This window comes from Pilimelia columellifera subsp. columellifera (assembly GCF_039532605.1).
Lineage (GTDB): Bacteria > Actinomycetota > Actinomycetes > Mycobacteriales > Micromonosporaceae > Pilimelia > Pilimelia columellifera.
In genome coordinates this window covers 578,098-600,675 of record NZ_BAAARY010000001.1, presented here as the reverse complement: position 1 = coordinate 600,675, position 22,578 = coordinate 578,098, and the positions used below count along the sequence as shown (strand labels likewise).

Below are 22,578 nucleotides of genomic sequence, written 5' to 3'. Positions count from 1 at the left end.
GTGAGCCTCATCCCACGGTTGGACAGATAAGGCAAGCCTTAGCTACGTTGACGCCCGTCATTGTTCCTACGCGAGGAGCACGTCGTGCCGCACCCCCACGCCACCGTCAGCCTCTCCCGTCGCTCGATTCTGGCCGGCGCCGTCGTGGCAGCCACGGCCGTGACCCTGCCCGGTGCAGCTACCGCCGCGCCCGCCCGCCGCCGTCGCGACAACCAGGTTCAGGTCGTCACCGACGGGAGCGCCCTGTACGAGCTGGCCGCCGTCCCGTCGCTGGGCCAGGTCTTCGTCGGCAACCCGTGGCGGGTCAGCGACCGCGAGCCGCGCCGCCGTGTCTTCGCCATCGACGGCGACGCCAGCGCCGTCGTCGGGGAGATCGACCTAGGCCAGGTCAGCCCCTTCGGCCTCACCGCCCACCCGACCAAGCCGCTGTTGTACGCCGGTGACCAGCTCTTCACCCGTTCCGTCGTCAAGATCGACGCCCGGGGGCTACAGGTCACGGCCGGCGTCACGCTCGACGGCCAGCCCCGGGGCATGGCGGTCAACCCCGCCACCGGCAAGCTGTACGTCACCCTGACCAACCAGGGTCAGGTCGCCGTCCTCGACGCCCGCACCCTGAACCTGCTCAAGATGATCACGATTGGCCCGGTCGAGCCGGCCAAGGTGGCGGTCAACCCTGAGACCAACCGGGTGTACGTCGCCAACGCCGCCCGCCGCGCCGACGGCACCTCGGTCTCGGTCATCGACGGCGACACCGACCAGGTCATCGACACGGTCCCGGTCGAGCCGTACGCGCTGGGCATCGCGGTCAACCCGGTCACCGGGAAGGTGTACGTCTCCAACTACGCCAGCGGCACGGTGAGCGTGCTCGACGGCGGCTCACACACCGTGGTCGGCCGGGCGACCGTCGGCGAGGCCCCGGTGTCCGTCGAGGCCAACCCACTTACCAACAGGATCTATGTCGCCCACTTCACCCCCGCCGGCGGTGTGTCGATCATCGACAGCGACACCCACACCGTCCGCCGGGTCGACGCCGTGCCGGCCACCCTCGGCCTGGCGATCGACGCCACCCGCGACCGGGTGTACGCGGCCAGTCAGACCGGCGGCGTCGTCGCCGCGGTCGATCTGACGTGACCGGCAGCCGGCGCGCCGTCCCCCGCGGCAGGACGTCGACCTGGCCGCCACGCCCTACCCTGGACGGGCTCGACTCGTCCAGCGGAGGTGCCTGTCGGTGTTCGGCGTCTGCGTCTGCGGCCACTCCCGCCGCGCGCACCAGCACTACCGGCCCGGCGCCGACTGCGCGCACTGCGGACCGGACCGGTGCCCGCGGTTCCGGCGTCGGTGGTGGTGTCCCGGCCGGCGCCCACGCTGACCGTCCGCGCCCCCCCGAGTGCCCGACGGTCACGGTGGTCGTGCCGGCCCGCAACGAGGCCCGCAACCTCGCCGTGGTGCTGCCCCGACTTCCCGCCGAGCACCAGGTGGTCATCGTCGACGGACACTCCGACGACGACACCATCGCCGCCGCGCTACGTGCCCGCCCGGACGCGGTGGTGGTCCAGCAGACCCGCCGTGGCAAGGGCAACGCCCTGGTCTGTGGCTTCGCCGCGGCCACCGGTGACATCGTCGTCATGTTCGACGCCGACGGCTCGGCCGACCCGGCCGAGATCCCGCGGTTCGTGGCGGCGTTGCGCGACGGCGCCGACTTCGCCAAGGGCAGCCGGGCCGTCGCCGGCGGCGGCAGCGAGGATCTGACCCGGGTCCGGGGTTGGGGGAACCAGGCGCTGACCTGGCTTACCAACCTGCTGTACCGGACCCGTTACACCGATCTGTGTTACGGCTACAACGCGTTCTGGCGGGACATCCTGCCGGCGCTGCGGCTGCCGGACCACTACCCGGCCGGTGATCGGCTGCGCTGGGGCGACGGCTTCGAGATCGAGACCGTCCTCAACTGCCGGGTGGCGCTGGCCGGTCTGCGGGTGCGGGAGGTGGCCAGCGTGGAGCTGTGCCGGCTGCACGGGGTCAGCAACCTCAGCGCCCCCCGCGACGGCCTGCGGGTGTTACGCACGCTGCTCACCGAGCGGCTGCGCCGTCGCGGCGACGCGGCCCGGCCCGCCGCCGCTCCCGCCGCCGTCGCGGTGGCGGCCTGTGAGTGCGCGGCGCGACCGGTCGACGCCGCGTCCAGCCGATGAGCCCACCCCGACGGGTCACGGTGGTGGGCGCCGGGTTCCGGTTCACCTCCGGGATCAGTTACTACACCTGCCGGGTGGCCAACGCCCTCGCCGAACGGGGCGCGGTCTCCGCCCTGCTCATGCGCCAGCTCATCCCGGCCGTGCTCTACCCGGGTCGGCGCCGGGTCGGGGTGCCCGTTCATGACCTGCGCTACGATCCCGCGGTGGCCGTCCACGACGGACTCGACTGGAGCTGGTGGCGCACCCTGCCAGCGGCGCTGCGGTTCCTGCGCCGGCAGGCGCCGGACCTGCTGGTGCTCCAGTGGTGGACCGGCGCTGTCCTGCACAGCTACGCGTTGCTGGCCTGGTACGCCCGTCGTCGCGGCGCCCGGGTGCTACTGGAGTGGCACGAGGTCCAGGACACCGGCGAGCTGCGGATCCCCGGCGCCCGCCGTTATGTGCAGACGGTGATGGGCCTCCTGCTCAGGAACGTCGACGGCCATGTCGTGCACAGCGACTTCGACCGCCGCGAGCTCGCCCGGCACTACCCCATCGCCGCCGCGCCCACCGCCCTGGCCCCGCACGGCCCGTACGACCACCACCGGCCGGCGCCACGTCCGCAGGCCGCCGACGACGGGATCATCACCCTGCTCTACTTCGGCGTGATCCGCCCCTACAAGGGGGTGGAGGACCTGGTGGCGGCGTTCGAGCGGCTAGACGCGCCGGTGGCCGACCGGCTCCGGCTGGTCATCGTCGGCGAGACGTGGGAAGGGTGGACCGCGCCGCTGACCGCCGTCGAACGCTCGCCGCGCCGGGACCGGATCACCGTGGTGAACCGGTACGTCACCGACGCCGAGGTGGCCGGGCACTTCGCCGCCGCCGACGTCGTGGCGCTGCCGTACCGGCGCTCGTCAGCGTCCGGTCCGCTGCACGTCGCCATGGCTGCCGGCCTGCCGGTGGTCGTCAGCGACGTGGGCGGGCTGCGCGAGGCGGCCGAGGGTTACGCCGGTGCGGTCTTCGCTCCCCCCGCTGATCCGGACGCCCTGGCCGCGGCGATCTGCCGGGCGCTGCCGCTGGCCGGCGGCCGGTTCGCGGACCCGCGTAGTTGGACCGAGGTCGTCGACGCCTACCACCGTCTGTTCGCCGAGGTCACCGGCGACCGCGCCAAGCCGGCCGCCGCGTGAACGCGCCCCAACCGGCCGGTCCCGACGTCGGCGCCCCGCCGGACCTGGTCGCCGATGTGGAGCTGGCCGACGGCATGGCCGACCTGCCCAACCCCGGCCCGGACGGCGTCCGCCGTGGCCGGGCTTGGCTGCTGGCGCGCCTGCACACCGAGCCGTTGGGGCTGGTCACCGTGCCCCTGGGCGACGGACTGGCCGCCGCCGACATCGCCGCCGCCGTGTGGCGACAGTGCTCGGAGGCGATCACCCGACGATGGCCGGACGCCGACCCGGGCCGACTGGTGTCCGGGGCCGGTCCGGCCGGCCCGACCGCGTTCCCGGCCGGCCGGCGGGCGGCGCTGGACGACGGGCCGGCGGTGACCGTCGTCGTCTGCACCCGGGAGCGCCCCGGGCCGCTGCGCGTCTGCCTGGACAGCCTCGCCCGGCAGACCTACCCGCGGACCCGGATCCTGGTCGTCGACAACGCCCCCACCTCCGCCGCCACCGCCGAGGTGGTCGCCGCGCACACCGGACCACATCCGGTGCGGCGGATCGTGGCCACGACACCAGGGCTCTCGCATGCCCGTAACCGGGCGCTGGCCGAGGTGGACACCGAACTGGTCGCCTGGATCGACGACGACGAGATCGCCGACCGGCACTGGGTGACCGAGGTGGTCCGCGGCTTCGCCGAACGCCCGGACGCCGCCGGCATGTCCGGCCTGGTCGTCCCCGCCGAGATCGCCACCGCGGCGCAGGCCTGGTACGAGGCGTTCGGCGGGCACAGCAAGGGTCGCGGATTCACCCCGGCGGTGTTCGATCCGGGACAGATGCGGCAGAGCCCGCTGTACCCGCTGCCGCCGTTCGGCGTCGGCGCCAACATGGCGTTCCGGACCGCGGCGTTGCGGGACATCGGCGGGTTCGACCCGGCCCTGGGCGCCGGCGCCCCCGCCTGCGGCGGCGAGGACACCGCGATCTTCACCTGGCTGCTGCTGACCGGCCGGACGATGCTGTACCGGCCGTCGGCGGTGGTGCGGCACTTCCACCGCCGGGACGAGGCCGCCCTGCACGCCCAGCTGCACGGCTACGGCGTCGCCCTCACCGCCTTCTACGCCAGCCTCCTGCGCCGTCGCCCCGGTCTGCTGTGGCCGCTGCTGGGCCTGGCGCCGACCGCGCTGCGGGATGTCGCGTCGCCGGGCAGCCTGCGCAACGTGGGCGTCCGGGACGGCATGCCGCCGGAGCTGATGCGGGCGAACCTGCGGGGCATGGCCGTCGGACCGTGGCGGTACGTCCGCGGTGTCCTCGGCGGACGCCGTGGCTGAGCCGACCGCCCCGGCGTCGGCGCCGCCCGGGCGGCTGGCGGGGCCGGCGGTGGCGCCGCTGGTCGGCGCCGGGCTGGCCGCGCTGACCGTCAGCGTGGCGTTCGCCGCCGCGCGCGCCGGGGCCGGCTGGGCGCACCCGGTCTACTGGGCGGGCCAGCTGCTGCTCATCGGGGCCGTCGCGGCGGCAGTGCTCAGCCCACGCGTCTCGCCAGCCGGGCGGCTGCTGGCGGTGTTCGGCTTCACCGCCGCCCAGTTCGTCATCAAGCTCGCGTACGCGCCGCTGCGTTTCCGGTTCGCCGACGAGCTACAGCACTGGCAGACCACCCTCGGCATGGCCGACGCCGGACGCCAGTTCCCGACCAACCACAGCCTGCCGATCAGCCCCCGCTTCCCGGGCCTGGAGACGCTGACCCTGACCGTCATGCGTGCCACCGGCCTGTCGTTTCACCCGGCAGCGGTGCTGGTCTGCGCCGCGAGCGCCATGCTGCTGACCGCGGCGCTGCTGCTGTTGCTGCGCGAGGTCACCAGCCGGCCGGAGCTGTTGACGCTGGCCGCCCTGGTGTACCTGTGCAACCCCAACCACGGCTTCTTCACCGCCATGTTCCTCTACACCGCGCCGGCGTTGCCGATGCTGGCGCTGTGCCTGACCCAGGCCGTCAGCCTGCTCCGACAGCCGGCCGGACCGGCGCGACGGCTGGCGGCCGGGCTGCTGTTCGCCGGGGCCGTCGTGGTCGCCCACCACCTGACGATGGTCGTCGCCCTCGCGCTGCTGACGCTGGCCGCGGCGGCCGGGGCGGCGATCCGGCGACTGCGGCCGGCGGCTCGGCCGCTGGCGACGCTGGCCGGCGGGGCCTGGGCGCTCGCCGCGGCCTGGGTCTGGCTGGTCGCCCCGCAGGTGGTCGACTACCTGGGCGGGCCGTTGGTGGCCCTGGCTCAGACGTTCGCCCGGCTCGGCGCGGTCCGTCCGGACGTTGTAGCCGGCTCGGCCGGCGCCAAGCCGCTGGTGGAGACGGCGCTGTCGCTGGCGGCGATCCTGGTGCTGGCCGGCGCCACGGCGGCGCTGGGGTGGTGGGCGCTGCGGGCCCGCCGGCTGCTGCTCGCGGCGACGATGGCGGCGGTCACCGCCGTCGAGGGCGCCATCGTCGTCATCCGGGTGGTCAGCCCGCGCGGGGAGGAGCTGGCCGGTCGCGCCCCGGCGTACCTGACGCTGCTGGTGGCGTTGGCGCTGGCCCTCGGACTCGCCCAGCTGCCGCCGGCGACGCTGGCGGGCCGCCGGTGGCGCCTCGGCGTCGGCGCGGCGCTGATGGTGGTGTTCTGCGGCGGCCTCACCGCGGGGTGGCCGCCGTACTGGCTACGTCTGCCCGGCCGGCACCTGCCCGCCGGTTACGAGGCCGCGGTCGACACCCGGACCATGGAGCTCGGCTGGTGGTCCCGCCGGCGCCTGCCCGCCGGCGGACGGTTCGTCGCCGACTTCGGCAACCAGACCGTCGTCGGCACGATCGGCGGCCTCGACCCGGTCGGCCACGCCGCCGCCCTGTTCCACCGGCCGGGGTTCGACTACGCCGACCGCAGCGCCGTGCAGGATCTGCGGATCCGCTACGTGGTGGCCGACCGGCGTCTCACCCAGGTCCCCGCGCCGCGGGGCAGCTACTTCCTCGACCCGCCGCCGTCGGACGCCGACCCGACGCGTCCGTTGCCGGCCGGGGCGCTGGAGAAGTTCGCGGCCGTCGAGGGCGTCGGCGTCACCTTCGACGACGGAGTCATCCGGGTCTACGACCTGTCGAACTCGCGGTACGCCTGGTGAGCCGAGCGCGCGCTGGCGGGCCGGCGGTGGCGGCGTTGGTTCTGTGCGCGTTGTACGCCGTCGGCGTCGTCGCGCGTCTCCCGCTCGTCCAGGTCCCGTCCGGGCTGGCCCTGGCCGGCTTCGTGCCCGGATGGCTGGCGCTGCGGGTCGCCGGGGTCGGCGGCCCGGCCGGCCGCCGGGCCGCGCTGGCGGTCGCCGGGTCGCTGTGCCTGAGCATGGCGCTGCCGCTGCTGGCCGAGCTGTTCGACGTCCCCGCGAGTCGGGGTTGGACGGTCGGCGCGCTGTGCCTGGTAACAGGGACGCTGGCCGTCATCGACCTGATCCGCTGCCGCCGGGGGGCGCCCGGCCGGCCGGCGACGCCCGGCCAGCCGGGCCGTGCCAGCGCGCCCACCGTTGCCGCCGTGGCCGGGGTCGTGGCGGCCGTCGTGCTCGGCGCCAGCGCGTTGGCGGTGGCCGTCCACAGCGAACGGCGGGCGGACGCCGCGGTTATCACCCAGGTGGGGTTGACTCCGACGCCCGGCGCGTCCCGCACGGTGGAGCTGTCCCTGACCAACCGGGAGGGACGCCCGGTGAGCTACGTGGTCGTCGTCGAGCTGCCGGGCAGCCAGCCGGCCAGCGACTACGTCACCGTCCCGGCCGGCCGGTCGTGGACCCGCACGCTGACCGCGGACCGGGCCGGGACTGTCCGGGCCCGGATCTCCGGCGGGGCCGCCGGCCGGTACGAGGTGTCGGCGGTGCTGCTGTGAGCGCGGCGGCGGCCGGACTCGCCGCCCGGTCCAGCCAGGTGCTGCGCGGAGCGGCCGCCCTCTACGGGTCCACCGTGGTCACCGCCGCGCTGGGGTTCGCGTTCTGGGCCCTGTCGGCGCGGCTGGCCATCCCCGCCCAGGTCGGCGCCGCCGCCGCCGCGATCGCGGCCATGCAGCTGATCGGGTCGGCCTGCACCCTCGGCCTGGGCAGCCTGCTCATCAGCGAGCTGGGGCGCGACCGCGCCGCGCGGTTCCGGCTGGTCAGCGCCGCGCTGCTGGTCAGCGCCGGGGCCGGACTCCTGGTCGGCGGCCTCGGCGCGGGCGGGTACGGGTGGCTGTCGGCCGGCGGCTGGGCGCCGGCGGCCGGTGGGTCGGCCCTCTACACCAGCGCCGCCGGGGTGGCCCTGTTCGCCGTCGGCTGCGCCGCGCAGGCCGCCACCAACGTGCTTGACCTCGCGCTGGTCGGCGCCGGCCGCCCCGGGTGGCAGCTGCTGCGCAACGCGGCCTTCGCCGCCGGCAAGCTGGCCCTGCTGCTGCCGGTGGCGGCGCTGGGGAACCTGTCCGCCACGGCGGTGTTCGGCTGCTGGGTGGCGGGCTCGGTCGCCTCCGTGCTCGTCGTGTTGGCCCGCACCCCGGCGCGACGGCGCTGGCTGCGGAGGCCGGCCGGGCCGGTGGCGCTGCGGGGTCTGGGCGGGCAGGCGTTCGGCCACCACATCATCAACGTCTCCGCGCACGTGCCGTCGCTGGTCCTGCCGATGCTGGTGGCGAGTCTGCTGGGCAACGCCCGCAACGCCGGCTTCTACCTGGCCATGCAGATCGCCTCGTTCGGCTGGGCGATCACCACGCACCTGTCCACCGCGCTGTTCGCCGTCTCCGCCCGGGAACAGGACCGGCTGCGCCGGGACCTACGGCTGTCGCTGGCGGTGACGGCGGCGGTGACCGTGGCCGGCGTGGTCGGCGCGGCCGTCCTCGGCCGGTGGGTGCTCGGCCTGCTGGGGCCGGCGTACCCGCACGCCTGGGCGGCGCTGGTCCTCATGGCCGCGATGACCCTGCCGGCGGGGATCAAGGCGCTGTTCATCTCCGTCTGCCGGGTCCGCGGCCGGCTCGGACTGGCCGGCGCCGCCACGGTCGGCTCGTCCGCCGTGGAGATCGCCGCCGGGTGGTACGGCGCCCGACACGGGGTCACCGGGGTCGCCGCGGGCATGATGGTCGCTGTGTGCGCGCAGGCGGTGTTGATGTGGCCGATGGTGGCCGGGGCGGCCGGGCTGCGGCGTTGGCCGCCCGGGCCGCGGTGGCGACCGCCGGGGCAGCGCCGCGCCGCCCGGGAACCGGCATGACCGCCGCCGCTCCCACCGTCAGCGTCGTCATCCCCACGGTCGGCCGCGACACCCTGGGACGGGCGGTGGCAGCCGCCCTGGCGCAGTCCCGTCCGCCGGTGGAGGTGCTGGTCGTGGTGGACGGCGACGGCCCGCCGCCGACGTTCGCCGATCCGCGGGCGCGGGCGCTGCCCGGTCACGGCGCCGGCCCGGCCGCGATGCGGATGACCGGCGCCCGGGCCGCGGTCGGGGACCTCGTCGCCTTCTGCGACGACGACGACGAGTGGCTCCCGTCGAAACTGTCCCAACAGGTGGCCGCCTACCAGGCGGCGCCCACTCGCCGGCCGGCCGTGATCAGCCTGTGCCGGGACGTCGACGCCGCCGGGCGGACCCTGTTCGAGCCGGTCCCCGGCGGCGGGCTACCGGCCGGCGCTCCGCTGCCGCACCGGCTGTTCCGACGGTGCTCGCTGCGCCAGCGCACCGGCCTCGGCGGCTCCTCCACCATCCTGTGTGACCGGGAGCTGCTACTGGCCGAGCCGCTGCGCGAGGATCTGGCCCTGCACGAGGACTGGGAGTGGCTGCTGCGGGTGGACAGGCGCCCCGACGCCGGCGTCGTCATCGTCGAGGCGCCGCTGGTGCGGTACCGGGTCAACCCGCCCGGGACGTCCGCGGGCTCGCCCGCCGACGGATGGCGGCGCAGCGTCGCGTTCGCCCACGCCGCCGGCCTGGACCGACGCACCCTGGGCGACTTCCTGCTGACCGTCAGCGGTCCGATGGCGGTCGCTGACGGCCAGCTCGGCCCGGCGCTACGGATCGCCCGCGACGCGGTGCTCCGCGGGCGGCCCGGTCTGCCCGCGCTGTCGACCTTCGCGCTCCTGCTCGTGCTGCCGGCGCCGGTGCGGTGGCGGCTCGGCTCATGGGCGTCCCGGCTGCTCGACCGGCCGACCGGCTGACCCCGCCGCCCGTCCCGCCCTGGCATAGGCGTGGGTCTCCACCACCCCGCGCAGCAGGCGACCGGTCAGCTCCTCGGCCCGCCAACGGCGCAGCCGCCCGCAGCCGGCCAACGCCGCCCGCAGCGGCCACACCACCGCCGGGACCATCCCGGGGACCTGGCTGGCCACGGCCACCGCGCGACGCAGCGCCCGCACCCAGGCGGGCTCGTCAGCGGCGTGCAGCAGACCCACCTGACCCTGCCACCGGTGACGCATCAACCGGGCGGCCGCGCCCCGGGCAGCCGCGTCGGCGACCAGATCCCGGGACGACTTGCGGTACAGGTGGGCGCCGACGGCGTCCGGGTCGAAGTGGCCGGTCGCCCCCAGCGCGCGCAGCCGTAGGCCCAACTCCATGTCCTCGAAGTAGCCGGCCGGCCCGTCCGGGTCGGCGCTGGCGGCCAGGTACAGCGACCGCGGCAGGCTGACGTTGCCGCCCCACAACCCGTCGAGCACCTGTTCGGGCCGCCGCCGCCAACAGCGGGCGGCCCGCTCGTAGTCCGCGGCGTACAGCCGGGCGGCCACCTGGCCGGGACCGCGCGCGCCCAGCTCCACCGGCAGGTACCCGGCCAGCACCCCGTGCCGGACCCGGCGGTGGAAGGCGCGGTGCCGGTCCAGCATCCCGGGCCCCGGCAGGATGTCGTCGTCGCTGATCAGCACCAGGTCGCCGATGGCCGCCCGCGCTCCGGCGGCCCGGGCGGCGGCCGCTCCCCGGTTGGTCGGCAGCTCCAGCACCCGGAGCCGGGCGTCGGTCAGCGCGTCGAGGACCGCCCGCGCCTGCGGCTGCGGCCCGTCGAGCACGACGACCACCTCGTCCGGCCGCTGCGAAAGGTACGCCGGGACGACCCGGGCCAGCAGTCCCGGGCGCCCGTAGCTGGGGATGACCACCGACAGCCGAGGGACGCTCACCCGTTCCACCACCACGGGGTCGGCAGGGGCTGGCCGACGTAACGCTCAGCGAACGCAGCGCCGGTGTGCGGGCAGCTGACCAGCTCGGACAGGGCAGTCTCGCGGAGCCGCCGGTCGACGGCGTCCTCGCCGGGCAGACGGTGGGTGAGCTGGCTGAGCCAGACCGAGAAACGCTGAGTGCGCCACACCCGGTCCAGGCAGCGGCTGCTGTAGCGGTCCAGCTCCGCCGGCGCCCCGCCCGCCCAGGCGCCGATCGCGTAGGAGAGAGCGGCCGCGTCAGCGACGGCCAGGTTCAGCCCCTTGGCGCCGGTGGCCGGGACGATGTGCGCGGCGTCGCCGAGCAGGAACAGCCGGCCGTGCCGCATCGGCTCGGTCACCACCGCCCGCATCGCCGCCACGGTCACGTCCAGGATCGGGCCGACGGGCAGGTCGAGGCCGTCGCCGTGGCCGAGCCGGCGGCGCAGGGTCTGCCAGATCCGCTCGGCCGGCCAGGCCGCGACGTCGACGTCCGGCGGGACCTGCACGTACTGGCGGGTCAGCGCCGGGCCGCGCATGCTGTGCAGGGCGAAACCGTCCTCGTGCGCGGCGTAGACCAGCTCGTCGGACGACGGCGCGGTCCGGGCCAGGATGCCCAGCCAGGCGAACGGCTGGAGTTGCTCGAACACCGTCCCCGGCAGGTAGCCGCGGGTGACCCCGCGGAAGCCGTCGGCGCCGGCGACGATGGAGCAGCGCAGCTCGCGGCGGCGTCCGTGGCGCAGGTACCTCACCACGGGATCGGCGTCCAGACCGGACAGCTCCACCTCGTCGACCTCGAACAGGATCGGGTCGCCGTCGGCGAGCCGGGCGGCGATGAGGTCCTTGACCAGCTCGTGCTGGCCGTAGATCGTGATCGCCCGCCCGCCGGTCAGACCGGACAGGTCCAGCCGGTGGGTGGCCCCGGCGAACCGGAGGCGCACCCCGCGGTGGGTCATCGCCTCAGCATCAAGGCGGGCGGCCAGACCCAGCTCGCGCAGCAGGTCGACCGTCGGCTGCTCCAGGACGCCGGCCCGCAGCCGGGACTCCACGTGCGCGCGGGTCCGGCGTTCCAGCACCACGGCCTCGACGCCCTGGCGGCGCAGCAGGTGCGCCAGGGTCAGCCCGGCCGGGCCGGCGCCGACGATCGCGACCTGCGTCCGGGTCACCGGGCGCCGCCGGTCGGATGGTCTGCGGCGAACACCGTCGGGGCGAACCACTCGGTGATGAGCGCGAGCGGGGCGCCGTCACGCAGGCGCATGAGGTAGGTGCGCGCCGGCACCCGCGCGTCCGGGAGAAGGTCGCCGACCAGCAGCGGGGCCCGGTCGCCGGCCCGACGCAGACCCCAGTCCCGCAGCTGCCGGACCACCGGCACGCCAGCTGCCGCCAACAGCCTGCCGATCGGCTCGTCGGTGGTGGCCAGCCGGTGGGCCAGTGGCGTCGGCAGCCGGCCGGCGGCGGCCACCAGTCGGGCGGCGCCGTAACGCAGGCCGTCGGCGCCGATGAGCAGGACCTCGCGGACGAGCACGTCGTCGCCCGCGGTCAGCTCCAGCGCGGCCGCCTCGTCCCCGGCGTCGACGCCGAGCACCCCGGTGTACCCGGGGGCGTCAGCGGCCCCCGCGGACGGCAGCGGTTGCCGGCAGTGCTGCCGGACCACCACCTGGACCGGCTGACCGGTGAGGATCTCCAGCGCGGTGGTGGTCAGCCCGTCGCCGCGCAGGACCAGCTGGACCAGCCGCCCGAGCGGCTCCCCCACCAGCGGTCCAGCAGGACAGCCGAGCCGGCGACGCCCACGGAGCCAACGCGTCCGGACGGCGGTCACCGGGCCGCCCCGGCAGCGGCGCCCAGCCGCCCGGCGATCGCCTCGGCGACCAGGGCGACGTGCGGCTCACGCAGGATCGACGGGTGGTCGCAGTCCAGGCGCCGCAGCTCGGTGGGGCCGGTGAGGACGGTCGACCAACGGTCCTGGTTGGCGGGGTTGTCGCCGGCCAGCAGCAGCAGCGCCGGCCCGTCCCACGGCCGAGGGCGGTGCAGCCGCGTGAGCAGGTGACCCTGTTGGAAGAAGACTCCGTACTGGGTGATGCCGTCGAACTGCGCCACGCCGGCCAGCGGCAGCCGCAGGCGGTGCGACCACAGCCGCCGGTCGTCGCCCAGCAGCGCCCGGACGGCGCCGGTCCAGCGCCCGACCCGACGGGCACCGGCGGCGGGGGCGGGGTCGGCGGCGGACGGTCCCTGGTAGGCCATCGTGCCTGCCTGGTCGGGCAGGTACGTGTCGAGCAGCGCCACCAGAGCCACCTGGCTGCCGCTGGCCCGCAGCAGCTGGGCCGCCGCCAGCGCGATCAGCCCACCGAGCGAGTGTCCGACCAGGACGTAGGGTCCGTCGGGTTGGCGGCGCAGCAGGTCGCGCACGTGCCGGCGGGCGGCGGCCGCCACCGTCCAGTCGGGACGGCCGCGCCGTTCCAGGCCGTGCGCGTGGAACGCGACCACCGGCTGGTCGCCGAGGCGTCGGGCCAGCGGCAGGAACCCGAAGCCGAGACCCCCCGCCCCGGCGAAGCACCACACCGCCGGGCCCTCGCCCTCACGCAGGGTCGTCATCGTCGGGTGGGTGGCCCGGCGGCGGGCGCCGGCGGCGAGCCGGGCGGCGAACCCCGCGACGGTCGGCGCGGCGGCCAGGTCAGCGGCGTCCAACGCCACCCCGAACCGTTGCTGGGCCGCCGCCAGCAGCTCCTCGGCGGTCAGCGAGTCGCCGCCGAGGTCGAGGAAGTCGGCGTCGACGGGCGCCCGGTCCAACTCCAGCACCTGCGCCCAGAGGTCCGCGGTGAGCGCTTCCCACGAGTCGCGCGGGGCCGGACCGTCGGCTGGCGGGGTGGCCGGCGGCAGCGCCGCCCGGTCCAGTTTGCCGCGCTCGTTGCGGGGCAGGGCGGCCAGCACGGTGATCGTGGCCGGCGTCATCCAGCTGGGCAGCCGCTCGGCGAGCTGACGGCGCAGCGTCGCCGGCGCCGGGGTGGCGGCGCCCGGACGCACCGACACGTAGCCGGCCAGCGCCACCGGGGCGTCCGGTCGCCGCACCGGGACCACGGCCGCCTCGGACACCTGGGGGCAGGCCAGGAGCGCGGCCTCGACCTCGGCCGGCTCCACGAGATAGCCGCGGATCTTCACCGCGGAGTCGAGCCGGCCGAGCAGCCGCAGCGTCCCGTCGGCGTCGAAGCGGCCGAGGTCGCCGGTGCGGTACACGGTCCGGCCGTCCGGCAGCCGCCGGAACCGGGCCGCGGTCAGCTCCGGGTCGCCCCAGTAGCCGCCGGACAGGTAAGCGGAGGTGACGACGACCTCGCCGGTCGCCCCCGCCGGCAGGACAGCGCCATCGTCGCCGACGACTGTCACCTCCTTGCCCGGGGCCGGCCGGCCGACCGGCACGATCCCGTCCGGCATGGCGGCGCCGGCCGGGATCGGCAGGAACGCCAGGTGTCCGATCTCCGACGAGCCGGACCAGCTCGTGAAAGTGGCGGTGTCGCCGAGGTGGGGGCGCAGCGCCGCCACGTCCCGGGCGTGCACCGCCTCCCCGCAGGTGGTGACCAGCCGCACCGAAGGGAACCGTCGCCCCTGGTCCAGCACCGCCAACAGCGAGCGCAGCAGCGACGGCGTGCAGTGGACCGTGGTGGGCGCGGCGGCGTCCAACCAGTCCGGCAGCGTCCGGACGCCGCCGTCGCGCGGGTCGTGCGGGCAGACCGTGGCCCCGTTGAGCAGGCCGAACGCCAGCACGGTGAGCCCGGCCATGAACGCCACCGGCAGCACCAGCGCCACCCGGTCGGCCGGGCCGACGCCGAGCCGCTCACGGCCCCCGTACGCCTCATTGGCGAGCATGGCGTGGCTGACGGAGACGCCTTTGGGTCGCCCGGTGGACCCGGAGGTGAAGACGATGAACGCCGGGTCGGTCGGCGCTGCCGCGGGCGGAGACGGGACCGTCCGGCCTGCTTCGCCGGCGGTGGGCCCGCCCGCCGCCGGGTCGATGTGGACGGCGGTGAGCCCGGCCGCCTCGGCCAGCGGCCGCAGCGCCGGATCGGTCAGGCACGTCCTGGCGCCGGCCCGGGCGGCGATGAGCGCGATCCGTTCGGCCGGCAGCATCGGGTCCAGCAACGCCACCGGGCGCCCGGTGGTCAGCGCGCCGACGATGCCGACCAGCCCGGCGACGGTCTGCGGGACGAGCGTGGCCACCGGCTCGCCCGGCGGGGCCGCCGGAACCGTGGCGGCGATCCGCCCGGCCCGACGCAGCAGCTCGGCGTAGCTGACGCGCTCGCCGCCGGCGCACAGGGCCGGGCGGTGGGGCGCGGCGGCGGCGATGTCGGCCAGCCGGTCCAGGGTCGAGCCGTCCCACGGCCCGGCGGTCAGCGGGGGGATCGCGGGCACGGCGCTGGTCTGGTCGTTCATCGGCCGAACAGCGTCCGGTAGCGGGCGGCGGCGTTCGGGTTCTGCCGGCAGCCGGCCGACGCCGGTCCGATGAGAGTGGACTGGATGCCCCCGGCGTGGCAGCTGTGGAAGTACGCCTCGTAGGCCAGTCGGTCGGAGTGGGCGGCGAACCACTGGTGCATCCAGTCGACGAACTGCGGGTTCTCCCGGCTCGGGTTGCCGGCCGACCCGGGGGCGATGCCCCACTCGCCGACCGAGAACAGCTTGCCCCGGCGGACGGCGAACCGGTACAGCCAGGACAGGCCCTCGGGCGCCTGGGCCACCCGGTCGAACTCGGCCCTGTCGGCCGACGACGGATAGTGGTCGTAGTTGTCGATACCGATGATGTCCACCCATTCGTCGCCCGGGTAGCAGCCGGTGCTGACACCGCCGCAGATGTTCGGGGGCGTGGTGTGGGCGTTGATGGTCCAGTCCAGGACCACCTCGGGGTTCGCGGCACGGATCTGTCCGGCGGCCCGGCGGTAGCAGGCGGTCCAGGTGGCCGGGTCGCCGCCGTGCCAGGGCATGAACGCGCCGTTGAACTCCCAGCCCAGCCGGACCACGGAGCTGGCCCGGCGGTGGTCGACCATGAGCTTGCCGAACCCGTGCCACAGGTGGTCAAACTGGCCGGCGGCGCAGTCGTCCAGGTCGTCGGCGCGGCCCTCCGGCACCAGGCCCTGTGAGATCACCAGCGCGCCCTCGAAGCCGGCGAACGCCTGGAACATCCAGCCGCTGCCGGTGGTCATCGGGGCCCAGCCGCGCCGGTCGGTGAAGGCGTGCGCGATCGCGCACCGGCGGCCGCGCCACCGGCAGAAGTTCTCCACCGACGCTTTGTCGATCAAAGGGTCGCCGTTGACCCCGGACGCGCCGGCCTCGCTGGGCCAGGCGCCGGCGACCCGGGGCCGGTTGATCAGGTCGGCGACGCGGACGCCGTCGGCGGCGGTCCGCACCGTCGTGACCAGGCCGGACGGGTCCGCGACCCGCGGCGCCGCGGGTGCTGGCGGCGCCGCGGCGCTGTCGTCGCACCCGGCGGCGACCACGGCGACGACGGCGGCCAGCGCCGCGACGGTCGTCGCCGCCAGGCCCCGGCGGGCCTTGCGGGCGCTCACCGACGGCTCCGCGCGGCCGCCGCCAACACCCGCAGCGCCGCGGCGGTGTCGTCCCAGCCCAGGCAGCCATCGGTGATGGAGACGCCGTACCGATCGGGCCGCTCCTGCCGGCCGCCGACCAGGAACGACTCGATCATGACGCCGACCAAGCCCCGGTCCCCGGCGCCGACCTGGTCAGCCAGGTCCCCAACGACCGCCGGCTGGCGCCGGTAATCCTTGCCGCTGTTGCCGTGCGAGGCGTCGACGACCAACCGGACGGGCAGCCCGGCCGCCCGGAGCAGATCCTGCGCCATGCTCACCGAATGGGCGTCGTGGTTAGGTCCGTGGGCGCCGCCGCGCAGCACGACGTGGCCGTCCCGGTTGCCGGCCGCGCGCACGATCACCGCGGCCCCGTCGGCGTCGAGGGCCGGATAGACATGGATGGCCGCCGCCGCCCGGACGGCGTCCACCGCGGCGCCGACATCGCCGTCCAGGGCGTTCTTGAACCCGACCGGCATCGGCAGGCCCGCCGCGAGCGCCCGGTGCGGTTGGCTGTGGACGGTGCGGGCGCCGACCGAGCCCCAGCTGATCGCGTCGGCCAGCAGCGGGGCGAGCATCGGGTCCACGAACTCGGTGGCCAGCGGCAGGCCGTGCCCGGCCGCGTCGGCCAGGAACCGCCGGCCGAGCACCAGGCCGCGGGTCAGGTCGCCGCCGCCGTCGAGGCCGGGGTCGGGCACCAGGCCCCGCCAGCCGAGCACCGAGCGCGGCTTCTCCAGGTAGGCACGCAGCACCACGAACAGGTCGTCGCGGTACGCCCGGGCCGCTTCGGCCAGCCGGGCGGCGTACTCCAGCCCGGCGGCCGGGTCGTGTACCGAGCACGGTCCGACGATGACCATGAGACGGTCGTCGTGGCCGTCGAGGACCGCCCTGGTCTGTCGCCGTTGCGCGGTCACCTGAGCCCGCAGCGCGGACAGCGGCGCCGCCGCCTCCAACGCCGCCAAGCTGGGGAGCGCCTCGACGACGGCAGTCGGCTGGGCCGGACCGGCCGGCGCGGCGGGGCGGGCAACGCTGCCGGTGGTCATGCCGGCACGCCGACCAGGGCCGTCACGGCTGCGTCGGTGTCGACGACCACCCCGCACCGGCCGGCCACGTAGCGCAGCGCGTCGGCGTGGTGTGCGGCGTTGAAGTCGGCGACCGCGTCGCCGACCAGGAACGGGGCGATGTCGCGGGAGAACGCCTCGACGGCGGTCGCGGTCACTCCGATGTGGGCGTAGATCCCCGTGATGATCATCTGGTCGCGGCCGGCGAGCCGGTCAGCCAGGTCGGTGCCGAGGAACGCGCTGTAACGGCGCTTCGTCAGGACCGTGTCGCCTGGCGCCGGCGTCAGCTCGGCCACGATCGTCTCCAGCTCCGGATCGGCCGGCAGGCCGGGCCCCCACACGTCCTGCAACAGGCCGCGCTCGGCCCGGCTCTGCCCGCCGGGCTGGCGGGTGTAGATGACGGGCACGCCCGCGTCGGCGCAGGCGCGGCGCAGCCGGTCGATGTTCGCCACGGCGGCCCCCAGCGGCTCGGCGCCGGCGAACGGGCGGGTGAAGTACCGCTGCATGTCGTGGACGAGCAGCACCGCCCGACGCGGGTGGAGTCGCCACGACCAGCCGCTGGCCGGCAGCTCTTCGGCGCGCGGCAGCGGGTACGCGGAGATGGCGGGAAGCGCCACGACGGGCCTACCTTTCCTCGGTGAACGTGCGGCGCAGGGCGGCACGCAGCGCCGCTCTGCTGATCTTGCCGACCCCGGTGACCGGGAACTCGTCGACGATCTCGATCCGGTCCGGCGTCTTGTACCCGGCCAGGCCCCGCTCGCGGACGAACCGCCGGAGCGCCGCCGGGCTCGGCCGCTGCGCCTTCGGGCGCAGGACGACTACGGCGCAGCTACGCTCGCCCAGGTGCTGGTCCGGCACCCCGACCAGGACCGCGTCGTGCACCGCGTCGTGGGCCAGCAGGTGCGCCTCGATCTCGTCCACGGCGATCTTCTCGCCGCCGCGGTTGATCTGGTCCTTGGCCCGGCCGGTGACGACGAGGTTGCCGTCGGGGGTGCGCCGGACCAGGTCCCCGGTGCGGTAGAAGCCCTCGGCGGTGAACGCGGTGGCGTTGTGGGCGGCCGCCCGGAAGTACCCACGGACGGTGTACGGCCCCCGGGTGAGCAGGTGCCCGACCTGCCCGTCGGGCACCTCCCGGTCGGCGTCGTCGACGATCCGGACCTCGTCCGCCGGTGACATCGGCCGGCCCTGGGTGGTGTTGACCACCTCGTCCGGGTCGTCCAGCCGGGTGTAGTTGACCAACCCTTCGGCCATCCCGAACACCTGCTGCAACGCGCAGCCCAGCTCGCCGCGTACCCGCCGGGCCGCCTCGTCCGGTAGCCGGGCCCCGCCCACCTGGAGCAGCCGCAGCGACGACAGGTCCACCCCGGACCGGTCGGCGTTCAGCCACAGCAACGCCAGCGGCGGCACCAATGCGGTCATCGTCGCCCGGCGCCGCTCGATCAGCGGAAAGGCCGTGTCCGGGGCCGGGTTCGGACACATGATGACGGTCCCGCCCGCCATGAGCACGCCCAGCACGCCCGGGGAGCTGAGGGTGAAGTTGTGCGCCACCGGCAGCGCGCACAGGTACCGGGTTTCCGGGCCCAGTCGGCAGATCTCGACGCTGACCCGGACGCTGTACAGGTAGTCGTCGGCGGTCCGGGGGATCAGTTTCGGCAGGCCGGTGCTGCCCCCGGAAAGGTTGAGGAAGGCCAGGCCGGACGGGTCCGGATCAGCCAACTCCACCGGCTCGACGTCGATGTCGGACAGCGCGGTGTGCGGGCCCGGCTCGCCGGCGACGATGACATGCCGCAGCGTCGGGGCCTGCGCCCGGATGGCGTCGACCATGCTCCTGTGGTCGAAGCCCCCGATCCGGTCCGGGATGATGAGCGCCACGGCGTCGCTGTGCCGGCAGAAGTAGCCCAGCTCGCTGTGCCGGTGCGCCGGCAGGGCGAAGACCGGCACGGCCCCGGCGCGCCACAGGCCGAACACCACCGGGAGGAAGTCGGCGGTGTTGGGCAGCTGCACGACGACCCGCTGGCCCGCCCTGACGCCGAGGGCGACCAGGCCGGCCGCGAACCGGTCGGCGGCGGCGTCCAGGGCGGCGTAGCTGAGCGTCCGGTCGCCGTCGAGCGCCGCCGGACGGTCGCCGGACCGCCGGGCCCATTCGCGCAGCGCTGCCCCGAACGACTGGCCGCGCCAGTACCCGGCCGTCCGGTACGCCGCCGCCACGGCGGCCGGCCACCGGGTCAGCTCAGGACCGTCCGACACGGCGGTCACAGTCCGAGTCCGTTCAGGACGGTGCCCAACTTGGCCTCGGTCTCGGCGAGCTCGGCCTCGGGCTGGCTGCCCGGCACCACCCCTGCGCCGGCGTACAGCAGCACCTGGTCGCCACGTACCTGGGCGCAGCGGAGCGTGACGGCCCACTCGCCGTCGCCGGCGGCGTCCTGCCACCCGGTGAGCCCGGCGAAGAACCCACGGTCAGCCGACTCGTGGGCCGCGATGACCTCGCGGGCCCGCTCCGGCGGCGTTCCGCACACGGCCGGGGTGGGGTGCAACGCGGCGGCCAGTCGAAGGGCCGACACCGACGGGTCGGCGACCCGGCCGCGGACGGTGGTGCCCAGGTGCCACATCGCGGTGGTGCTCACGAGCGTCGGAGCGGCCGGCGGCCGCAGGTCCACGCCGAGCCGGCCGAGCGCGCCCCGGACGGCGGCGACAACGACCGCGTGCTCGCGCTGGTCCTTCTCCGACGTCAGGAGGGCCCGCGCCCGGCGGGCGTCCTCGACCGGGTCGGCCGATCGGGGCGTCGAACCGGCCAACGGATTGGCCACCACCTCGGCCCCGCGTCGGGACACCAACAACTCCGGACTGCTGCCGACCAGCGTCGACCCGCCCCCGGTGTCGACGGCGAACAGGTACCCGCCGGGGTCACGGGCCGCGAGCCGGCGCAGCAGCAGCGCCGTGTCGACGGGCGCCGCGGTGGTGATCTCCAACGCCCGGGCGAGGACCACCTTGGACAGCCCGCCGGCGGCCATCTCGGCCACCGCCGCCTGGACTCCGGCGGCGTAACGGGCGCAGCTGGGCAACTCCCGGCGCGCGCGCATCCCCCCTCCGGGCCGCTGGGCCGGAATGGCCAGGCCGGTGGGCAACGGCCCGCTGCGCCACACCTGCTCCGGGACGCTGAGCCGGACGCGGGTGGCCGGGTCGAACCCGACGGCGCCGACGACGACCCGGTCGGCGGGGTGGGCTGCGAGGGCGGTGTCGACGGCGCCGGCGATGTCGGTCAGCTCCCCGCCGACGTCGAGGACGGCGCCGGCCTGGCTGGCCAGGAGCCCGCCGGTCGGCGAAGCGAAGTAGAAGGCGTCGTCGGCGGTGTGCCGGGCGAGCAGTTCGGTGGCGGTGGCGTCGGCGGGGCAGGGTGCGACGGTCATGGGGGAGTCCTTCGCTGTGGGCTCAGGCGCGCAGGCTGGCGCCGCCGTCGACGTACAGGTCGTGCATGGTGATCTGCCGGGCCGCGTCGGAGGCGAGGAAGACGACGGCGTCGGCGATGTCGGCCGGGTCGGCGATCCGGCCCAGGGGGATCCCGACCCGGAACGCGTCCGGATCGCCGGCGATGACCGCGTCGGCGCCGCGGTCGTCGGTCCACAGTTGGCGGCCCATGGCGGTGTCGGTGGAGCCGGGGGCGACCACGTTGCACCGCACACCGTGCCGGGCCAGCTCCAGGCCGAGGCACTTGGTGAACATCGTCGAGGCTGCCTTGGACGCGGCGTAGGCGGCCATGCCGGCGCGGGGCACTCCCCCGGCGTTCGACGACACGGTGATGATGACGCCGCGCCGCCGCCGGGTCATCTGTCCGGCGACCGCCCGGCTGACCTGCATGACGCCGGTGACGTTGACGGCGAAGGTGGCGGCCCAGTCGGCGTCGCTGATCCACGCTGCCGGCCCCGGCCGCAGCACGCCGGCGGCGTTGACGCAGATGTCCACCGGGCCCAGATCCTGTTCGACCCGGCGGACGGTGTCCGCCACCTGCGCGGCGTCGCTGACGTCGCAGACGTAGTGCCGGCAGTTCGGGCGCCCGGCGTCGCGGCTGAGTCCGTCGGCGTCGATGTCGACGCTGGCGACGGCCGCGCCGTGCTCGGCGAGGGCGGCCGCCACCGCGGCGCCGATGCCGCCGGCCGCGCCGGTCACCAGGGCGACGCGACCGCGGAAACTGTCGCCGTACATGGTTGACCCCCTCGATGAGGCTCTATATTAGGAGAGCCTGGCCTAAGGTAATCCTTGGCGTCGCGGCAGGGAAATCAGGGGCCGCCTCCGTCGTCGCCCCTGGGATATTTCGGAAGCATTGCCTGAACAGGCATTGCGTGCAGAAACGGAACAATCATGAGCAACAACCGCGGTGCGAACCGCGTCATCCAGGCAGACCCGGCATGAGCGCGGCGCCCACGACCAGGGTCGTCCGATATGACCTTGTTCCGCGACTGCTGCGGGTGCGTCGGACCGAGCGGATCTCACCCCGGATGATCCGGGTCACCCTCGCCGGCCCTGACCTCGCCGGCTTCCAGGAGCAGGCGCCCGCCGACCATGTGAAGCTGTTCTTCCCCGAGCGCCGCGGCGAGCCGCCGCTGATGCCGACCGTCGGCCCGCGCGGTCTGGAGCGGGACGCCCGGCACGTGTTCCGGGACTACACGGTGCGGGCGTACTGGCCGGCCGACGGCGAGCTGGACATCGACTTCGTCGTCCACGGAACCGGTCCCGCCGCCACCTGGGCTGACAACGCCCGACCCGGCGACGCTGTGGGGGTCCTTGGCCCACGCGGCTCGGTCCTCCCTCCCGTCGGCCTGGACTGGTATCTGCTCGGCGGCGACGAGACGGCACTGCCCGCCCTGTCGCGTTGGCTGGAGTGGTTGCCGGCGGGAGCGCGGGCCTACGTGTTCGTCGAGGTGGCCGACGCGACCGAGGAACAGTCGTTGCCGACGGCCGCGGCGGCGACCGTCACCTGGCTCCGGCGCGACCGCGCGCCGGCCGGGACCAATCTCCTCGCCGAGGCCGTCACGACCTTCGACCTGCCACCCGGCGACGGTTTCGCCTGGGTCGCCGGCGAGGCGGGGTCACTGCGGCCGATCCGCCGCCACCTGCGGGAACGTCTCCCGAAGGACGCGTTCGTGGTCGACGGGTACTGGAAGCGCGGAGAGACCAACTTCGATCACCACGCCGAGCAGGACTAGGCCAATCTGGTGGATCTTGAGGCAGGTGTAGGTCGTAGCCATCCATGATCGAGGCGATCGTGAGGGTTGCCTGGAGCAGGATCCTCACAGTCGTAGCGGGTGGCCTACGGCGCGGCGGTGGTGAGGTTCTGGTGGTGGTGCGGTTGCGGAAGAAACGTTTGGGCTTGTCGTATCCGGTCGGCCATGATGGCGGAAGCGGTGTTGGCGATGTGTTCTTTCAACGCGGCCCAGATGCGTTCGACGGGCTTGTCTTGGGGGCTGCAGCGGACCACCCGGTGATCAGCATCAGGCGAGGATGCTGGGCCAGCCACCGGGGGGTTGAACGC

The 22,578-nt window shown here is 75.3% G+C and carries 19 protein-coding genes and 1 pseudogene; 9 read left to right on the top strand and 11 right to left on the bottom strand.

Annotated elements, in window-relative coordinates:
- Positions 1 to 84: 84 nt before the first annotated feature.
- Genes ABD287_RS02805 through ABD287_RS02770 form a run of 8 tightly spaced genes read left to right on the top strand, consistent with a single transcriptional unit; the run spans position 85 to position 9,463 of the window.
- Positions 85 to 1,131, top strand: a complete 1,047-nt coding sequence (locus ABD287_RS02805; protein ID WP_344167593.1) for a YncE family protein — start codon at positions 85 to 87, stop codon at positions 1,129 to 1,131.
- The gene (locus ABD287_RS02800; protein ID WP_425565470.1) at positions 1,128 to 2,186 is read left to right on the top strand and encodes a glycosyltransferase family 2 protein; all 1,059 of its coding nucleotides are present in this window, start codon (positions 1,128 to 1,130) and stop codon (positions 2,184 to 2,186) included. The genes ABD287_RS02805 and ABD287_RS02800 overlap by 4 nt, the downstream gene beginning before the upstream one ends.
- Positions 2,183 to 3,349, top strand: coding sequence for a glycosyltransferase (locus ABD287_RS02795; protein ID WP_344167587.1), 1,167 nt, complete (start codon positions 2,183 to 2,185; stop codon positions 3,347 to 3,349). The genes ABD287_RS02800 and ABD287_RS02795 overlap by 4 nt, the downstream gene beginning before the upstream one ends.
- Positions 3,346 to 4,644 (top strand): glycosyltransferase family 2 protein, encoded by a 1,299-nt coding sequence (locus tag ABD287_RS02790; protein WP_344167584.1) that lies wholly within the window; start codon positions 3,346 to 3,348, stop codon positions 4,642 to 4,644. The genes ABD287_RS02795 and ABD287_RS02790 overlap by 4 nt, the downstream gene beginning before the upstream one ends.
- Entirely contained in the window at positions 4,637 to 6,448 is a 1,812-nt protein-coding gene (locus ABD287_RS02785; RefSeq protein WP_344167581.1) for a hypothetical protein, read from the top strand. Before ABD287_RS02790 ends, ABD287_RS02785 begins: the two co-directional genes overlap by 8 nt.
- Positions 6,445 to 7,194, top strand: a complete 750-nt coding sequence (locus ABD287_RS02780; RefSeq protein ID WP_344167578.1) for a hypothetical protein — start codon at positions 6,445 to 6,447, stop codon at positions 7,192 to 7,194. Before ABD287_RS02785 ends, ABD287_RS02780 begins: the two co-directional genes overlap by 4 nt.
- Complete coding sequence (locus ABD287_RS02775; RefSeq protein ID WP_344167575.1) at positions 7,191 to 8,531, top strand: lipopolysaccharide biosynthesis protein; 1,341 nt, start codon at positions 7,191 to 7,193, stop codon at positions 8,529 to 8,531. Before ABD287_RS02780 ends, ABD287_RS02775 begins: the two co-directional genes overlap by 4 nt.
- The gene (locus ABD287_RS02770; RefSeq protein ID WP_344167572.1) at positions 8,528 to 9,463 is read left to right on the top strand and encodes a glycosyltransferase family 2 protein; all 936 of its coding nucleotides are present in this window, start codon (positions 8,528 to 8,530) and stop codon (positions 9,461 to 9,463) included. The genes ABD287_RS02775 and ABD287_RS02770 overlap by 4 nt, the downstream gene beginning before the upstream one ends.
- Here the strand turns inward: ABD287_RS02770 and ABD287_RS02765 are convergent.
- The 10 genes from ABD287_RS02765 to ABD287_RS02720 form a co-directional block, all read right to left on the bottom strand.
- Complete coding sequence (locus ABD287_RS02765) at positions 9,425 to 10,408, bottom strand: glycosyltransferase family 2 protein (protein WP_344167569.1); 984 nt, start codon at positions 10,406 to 10,408, stop codon at positions 9,425 to 9,427. The genes ABD287_RS02770 and ABD287_RS02765 overlap by 39 nt on opposite strands.
- Complete coding sequence (locus tag ABD287_RS02760; protein WP_344167566.1) at positions 10,405 to 11,589, bottom strand: 4-hydroxybenzoate 3-monooxygenase; 1,185 nt, start codon at positions 11,587 to 11,589, stop codon at positions 10,405 to 10,407. Before ABD287_RS02760 ends, ABD287_RS02765 begins: the two co-directional genes overlap by 4 nt.
- Positions 11,586 to 12,176, bottom strand: coding sequence for a chorismate--pyruvate lyase family protein (locus ABD287_RS02755; RefSeq protein ID WP_344167563.1), 591 nt, complete (start codon positions 12,174 to 12,176; stop codon positions 11,586 to 11,588). Before ABD287_RS02755 ends, ABD287_RS02760 begins: the two co-directional genes overlap by 4 nt.
- Positions 12,177 to 12,238: 62 nt before the next feature.
- Complete coding sequence (locus ABD287_RS02750) at positions 12,239 to 14,845, bottom strand: alpha/beta fold hydrolase (protein WP_344167560.1); 2,607 nt, start codon at positions 14,843 to 14,845, stop codon at positions 12,239 to 12,241.
- On the bottom strand, positions 14,842 to 15,972 hold the full coding sequence (locus ABD287_RS02745) for a glycosyl hydrolase (RefSeq protein WP_344167557.1): 1,131 nt from the start codon (positions 15,970 to 15,972) through the stop codon (positions 14,842 to 14,844). The genes ABD287_RS02750 and ABD287_RS02745 overlap by 4 nt, the downstream gene beginning before the upstream one ends.
- Complete coding sequence (locus ABD287_RS02740) at positions 15,969 to 17,033, bottom strand: 3-deoxy-7-phosphoheptulonate synthase (RefSeq protein ID WP_344167554.1); 1,065 nt, start codon at positions 17,031 to 17,033, stop codon at positions 15,969 to 15,971. The genes ABD287_RS02745 and ABD287_RS02740 overlap by 4 nt, the downstream gene beginning before the upstream one ends.
- Positions 17,030 to 17,668, bottom strand: coding sequence for an isochorismatase family protein (locus ABD287_RS02735; protein WP_344167551.1), 639 nt, complete (start codon positions 17,666 to 17,668; stop codon positions 17,030 to 17,032). The genes ABD287_RS02740 and ABD287_RS02735 overlap by 4 nt, the downstream gene beginning before the upstream one ends.
- Before the next feature lie 7 nt (positions 17,669 to 17,675).
- A complete protein-coding gene (locus ABD287_RS02730; RefSeq protein ID WP_344167549.1) occupies positions 17,676 to 19,298 on the bottom strand; it encodes a (2,3-dihydroxybenzoyl)adenylate synthase in 1,623 nt (540 codons plus the stop codon).
- 5 nt (positions 19,299 to 19,303) lie between these two features.
- Positions 19,304 to 20,458 (bottom strand): isochorismate synthase, encoded by a 1,155-nt coding sequence (locus ABD287_RS02725; RefSeq protein ID WP_344167546.1) that lies wholly within the window; start codon positions 20,456 to 20,458, stop codon positions 19,304 to 19,306.
- Between the two features lie 22 nt (positions 20,459 to 20,480).
- The gene (locus ABD287_RS02720; protein WP_344167543.1) at positions 20,481 to 21,251 is read right to left on the bottom strand and encodes a 2,3-dihydro-2,3-dihydroxybenzoate dehydrogenase; all 771 of its coding nucleotides are present in this window, start codon (positions 21,249 to 21,251) and stop codon (positions 20,481 to 20,483) included.
- Between the two features lie 203 nt (positions 21,252 to 21,454).
- Between ABD287_RS02720 and ABD287_RS02715 the strand changes: the two genes are divergently transcribed.
- On the top strand, positions 21,455 to 22,252 hold the full coding sequence (locus tag ABD287_RS02715; RefSeq protein WP_344167540.1) for a siderophore-interacting protein: 798 nt from the start codon (positions 21,455 to 21,457) through the stop codon (positions 22,250 to 22,252).
- A gap of 104 nt (positions 22,253 to 22,356) precedes the next feature.
- Here ABD287_RS02715 and ABD287_RS02710 read toward each other — a convergent pair.
- Positions 22,357 to 22,571, bottom strand: a pseudogene (locus tag ABD287_RS02710) (IS630 family transposase); the annotation flags it as partial.
- Between the last annotated feature and the right edge of the window lie 7 nt (positions 22,572 to 22,578).

Coding starts and splice junctions, on each gene's coding strand:
- ABD287_RS02795 (WP_344167587.1), top strand. CDS start 2,183: ATGAGCCCACCCCGACGGGTCACGGTGGTGGGCGCCGGGTTCCGGTTC.
- ABD287_RS02740 (WP_344167554.1), bottom strand. CDS start 17,033: ATGACCACCGGCAGCGTTGCCCGCCCCGCCGCGCCGGCCGGTCCGGCC.
- ABD287_RS02770 (WP_344167572.1), top strand. CDS start 8,528: ATGACCGCCGCCGCTCCCACCGTCAGCGTCGTCATCCCCACGGTCGGC.
- ABD287_RS02720 (WP_344167543.1), bottom strand. CDS start 21,251: ATGTACGGCGACAGTTTCCGCGGTCGCGTCGCCCTGGTGACCGGCGCG.
- ABD287_RS02750 (WP_344167560.1), bottom strand. CDS start 14,845: ATGAACGACCAGACCAGCGCCGTGCCCGCGATCCCCCCGCTGACCGCC.
- ABD287_RS02715 (WP_344167540.1), top strand. CDS start 21,455: ATGAGCGCGGCGCCCACGACCAGGGTCGTCCGATATGACCTTGTTCCG.
- ABD287_RS02725 (WP_344167546.1), bottom strand. CDS start 20,458: ATGACCGTCGCACCCTGCCCCGCCGACGCCACCGCCACCGAACTGCTC.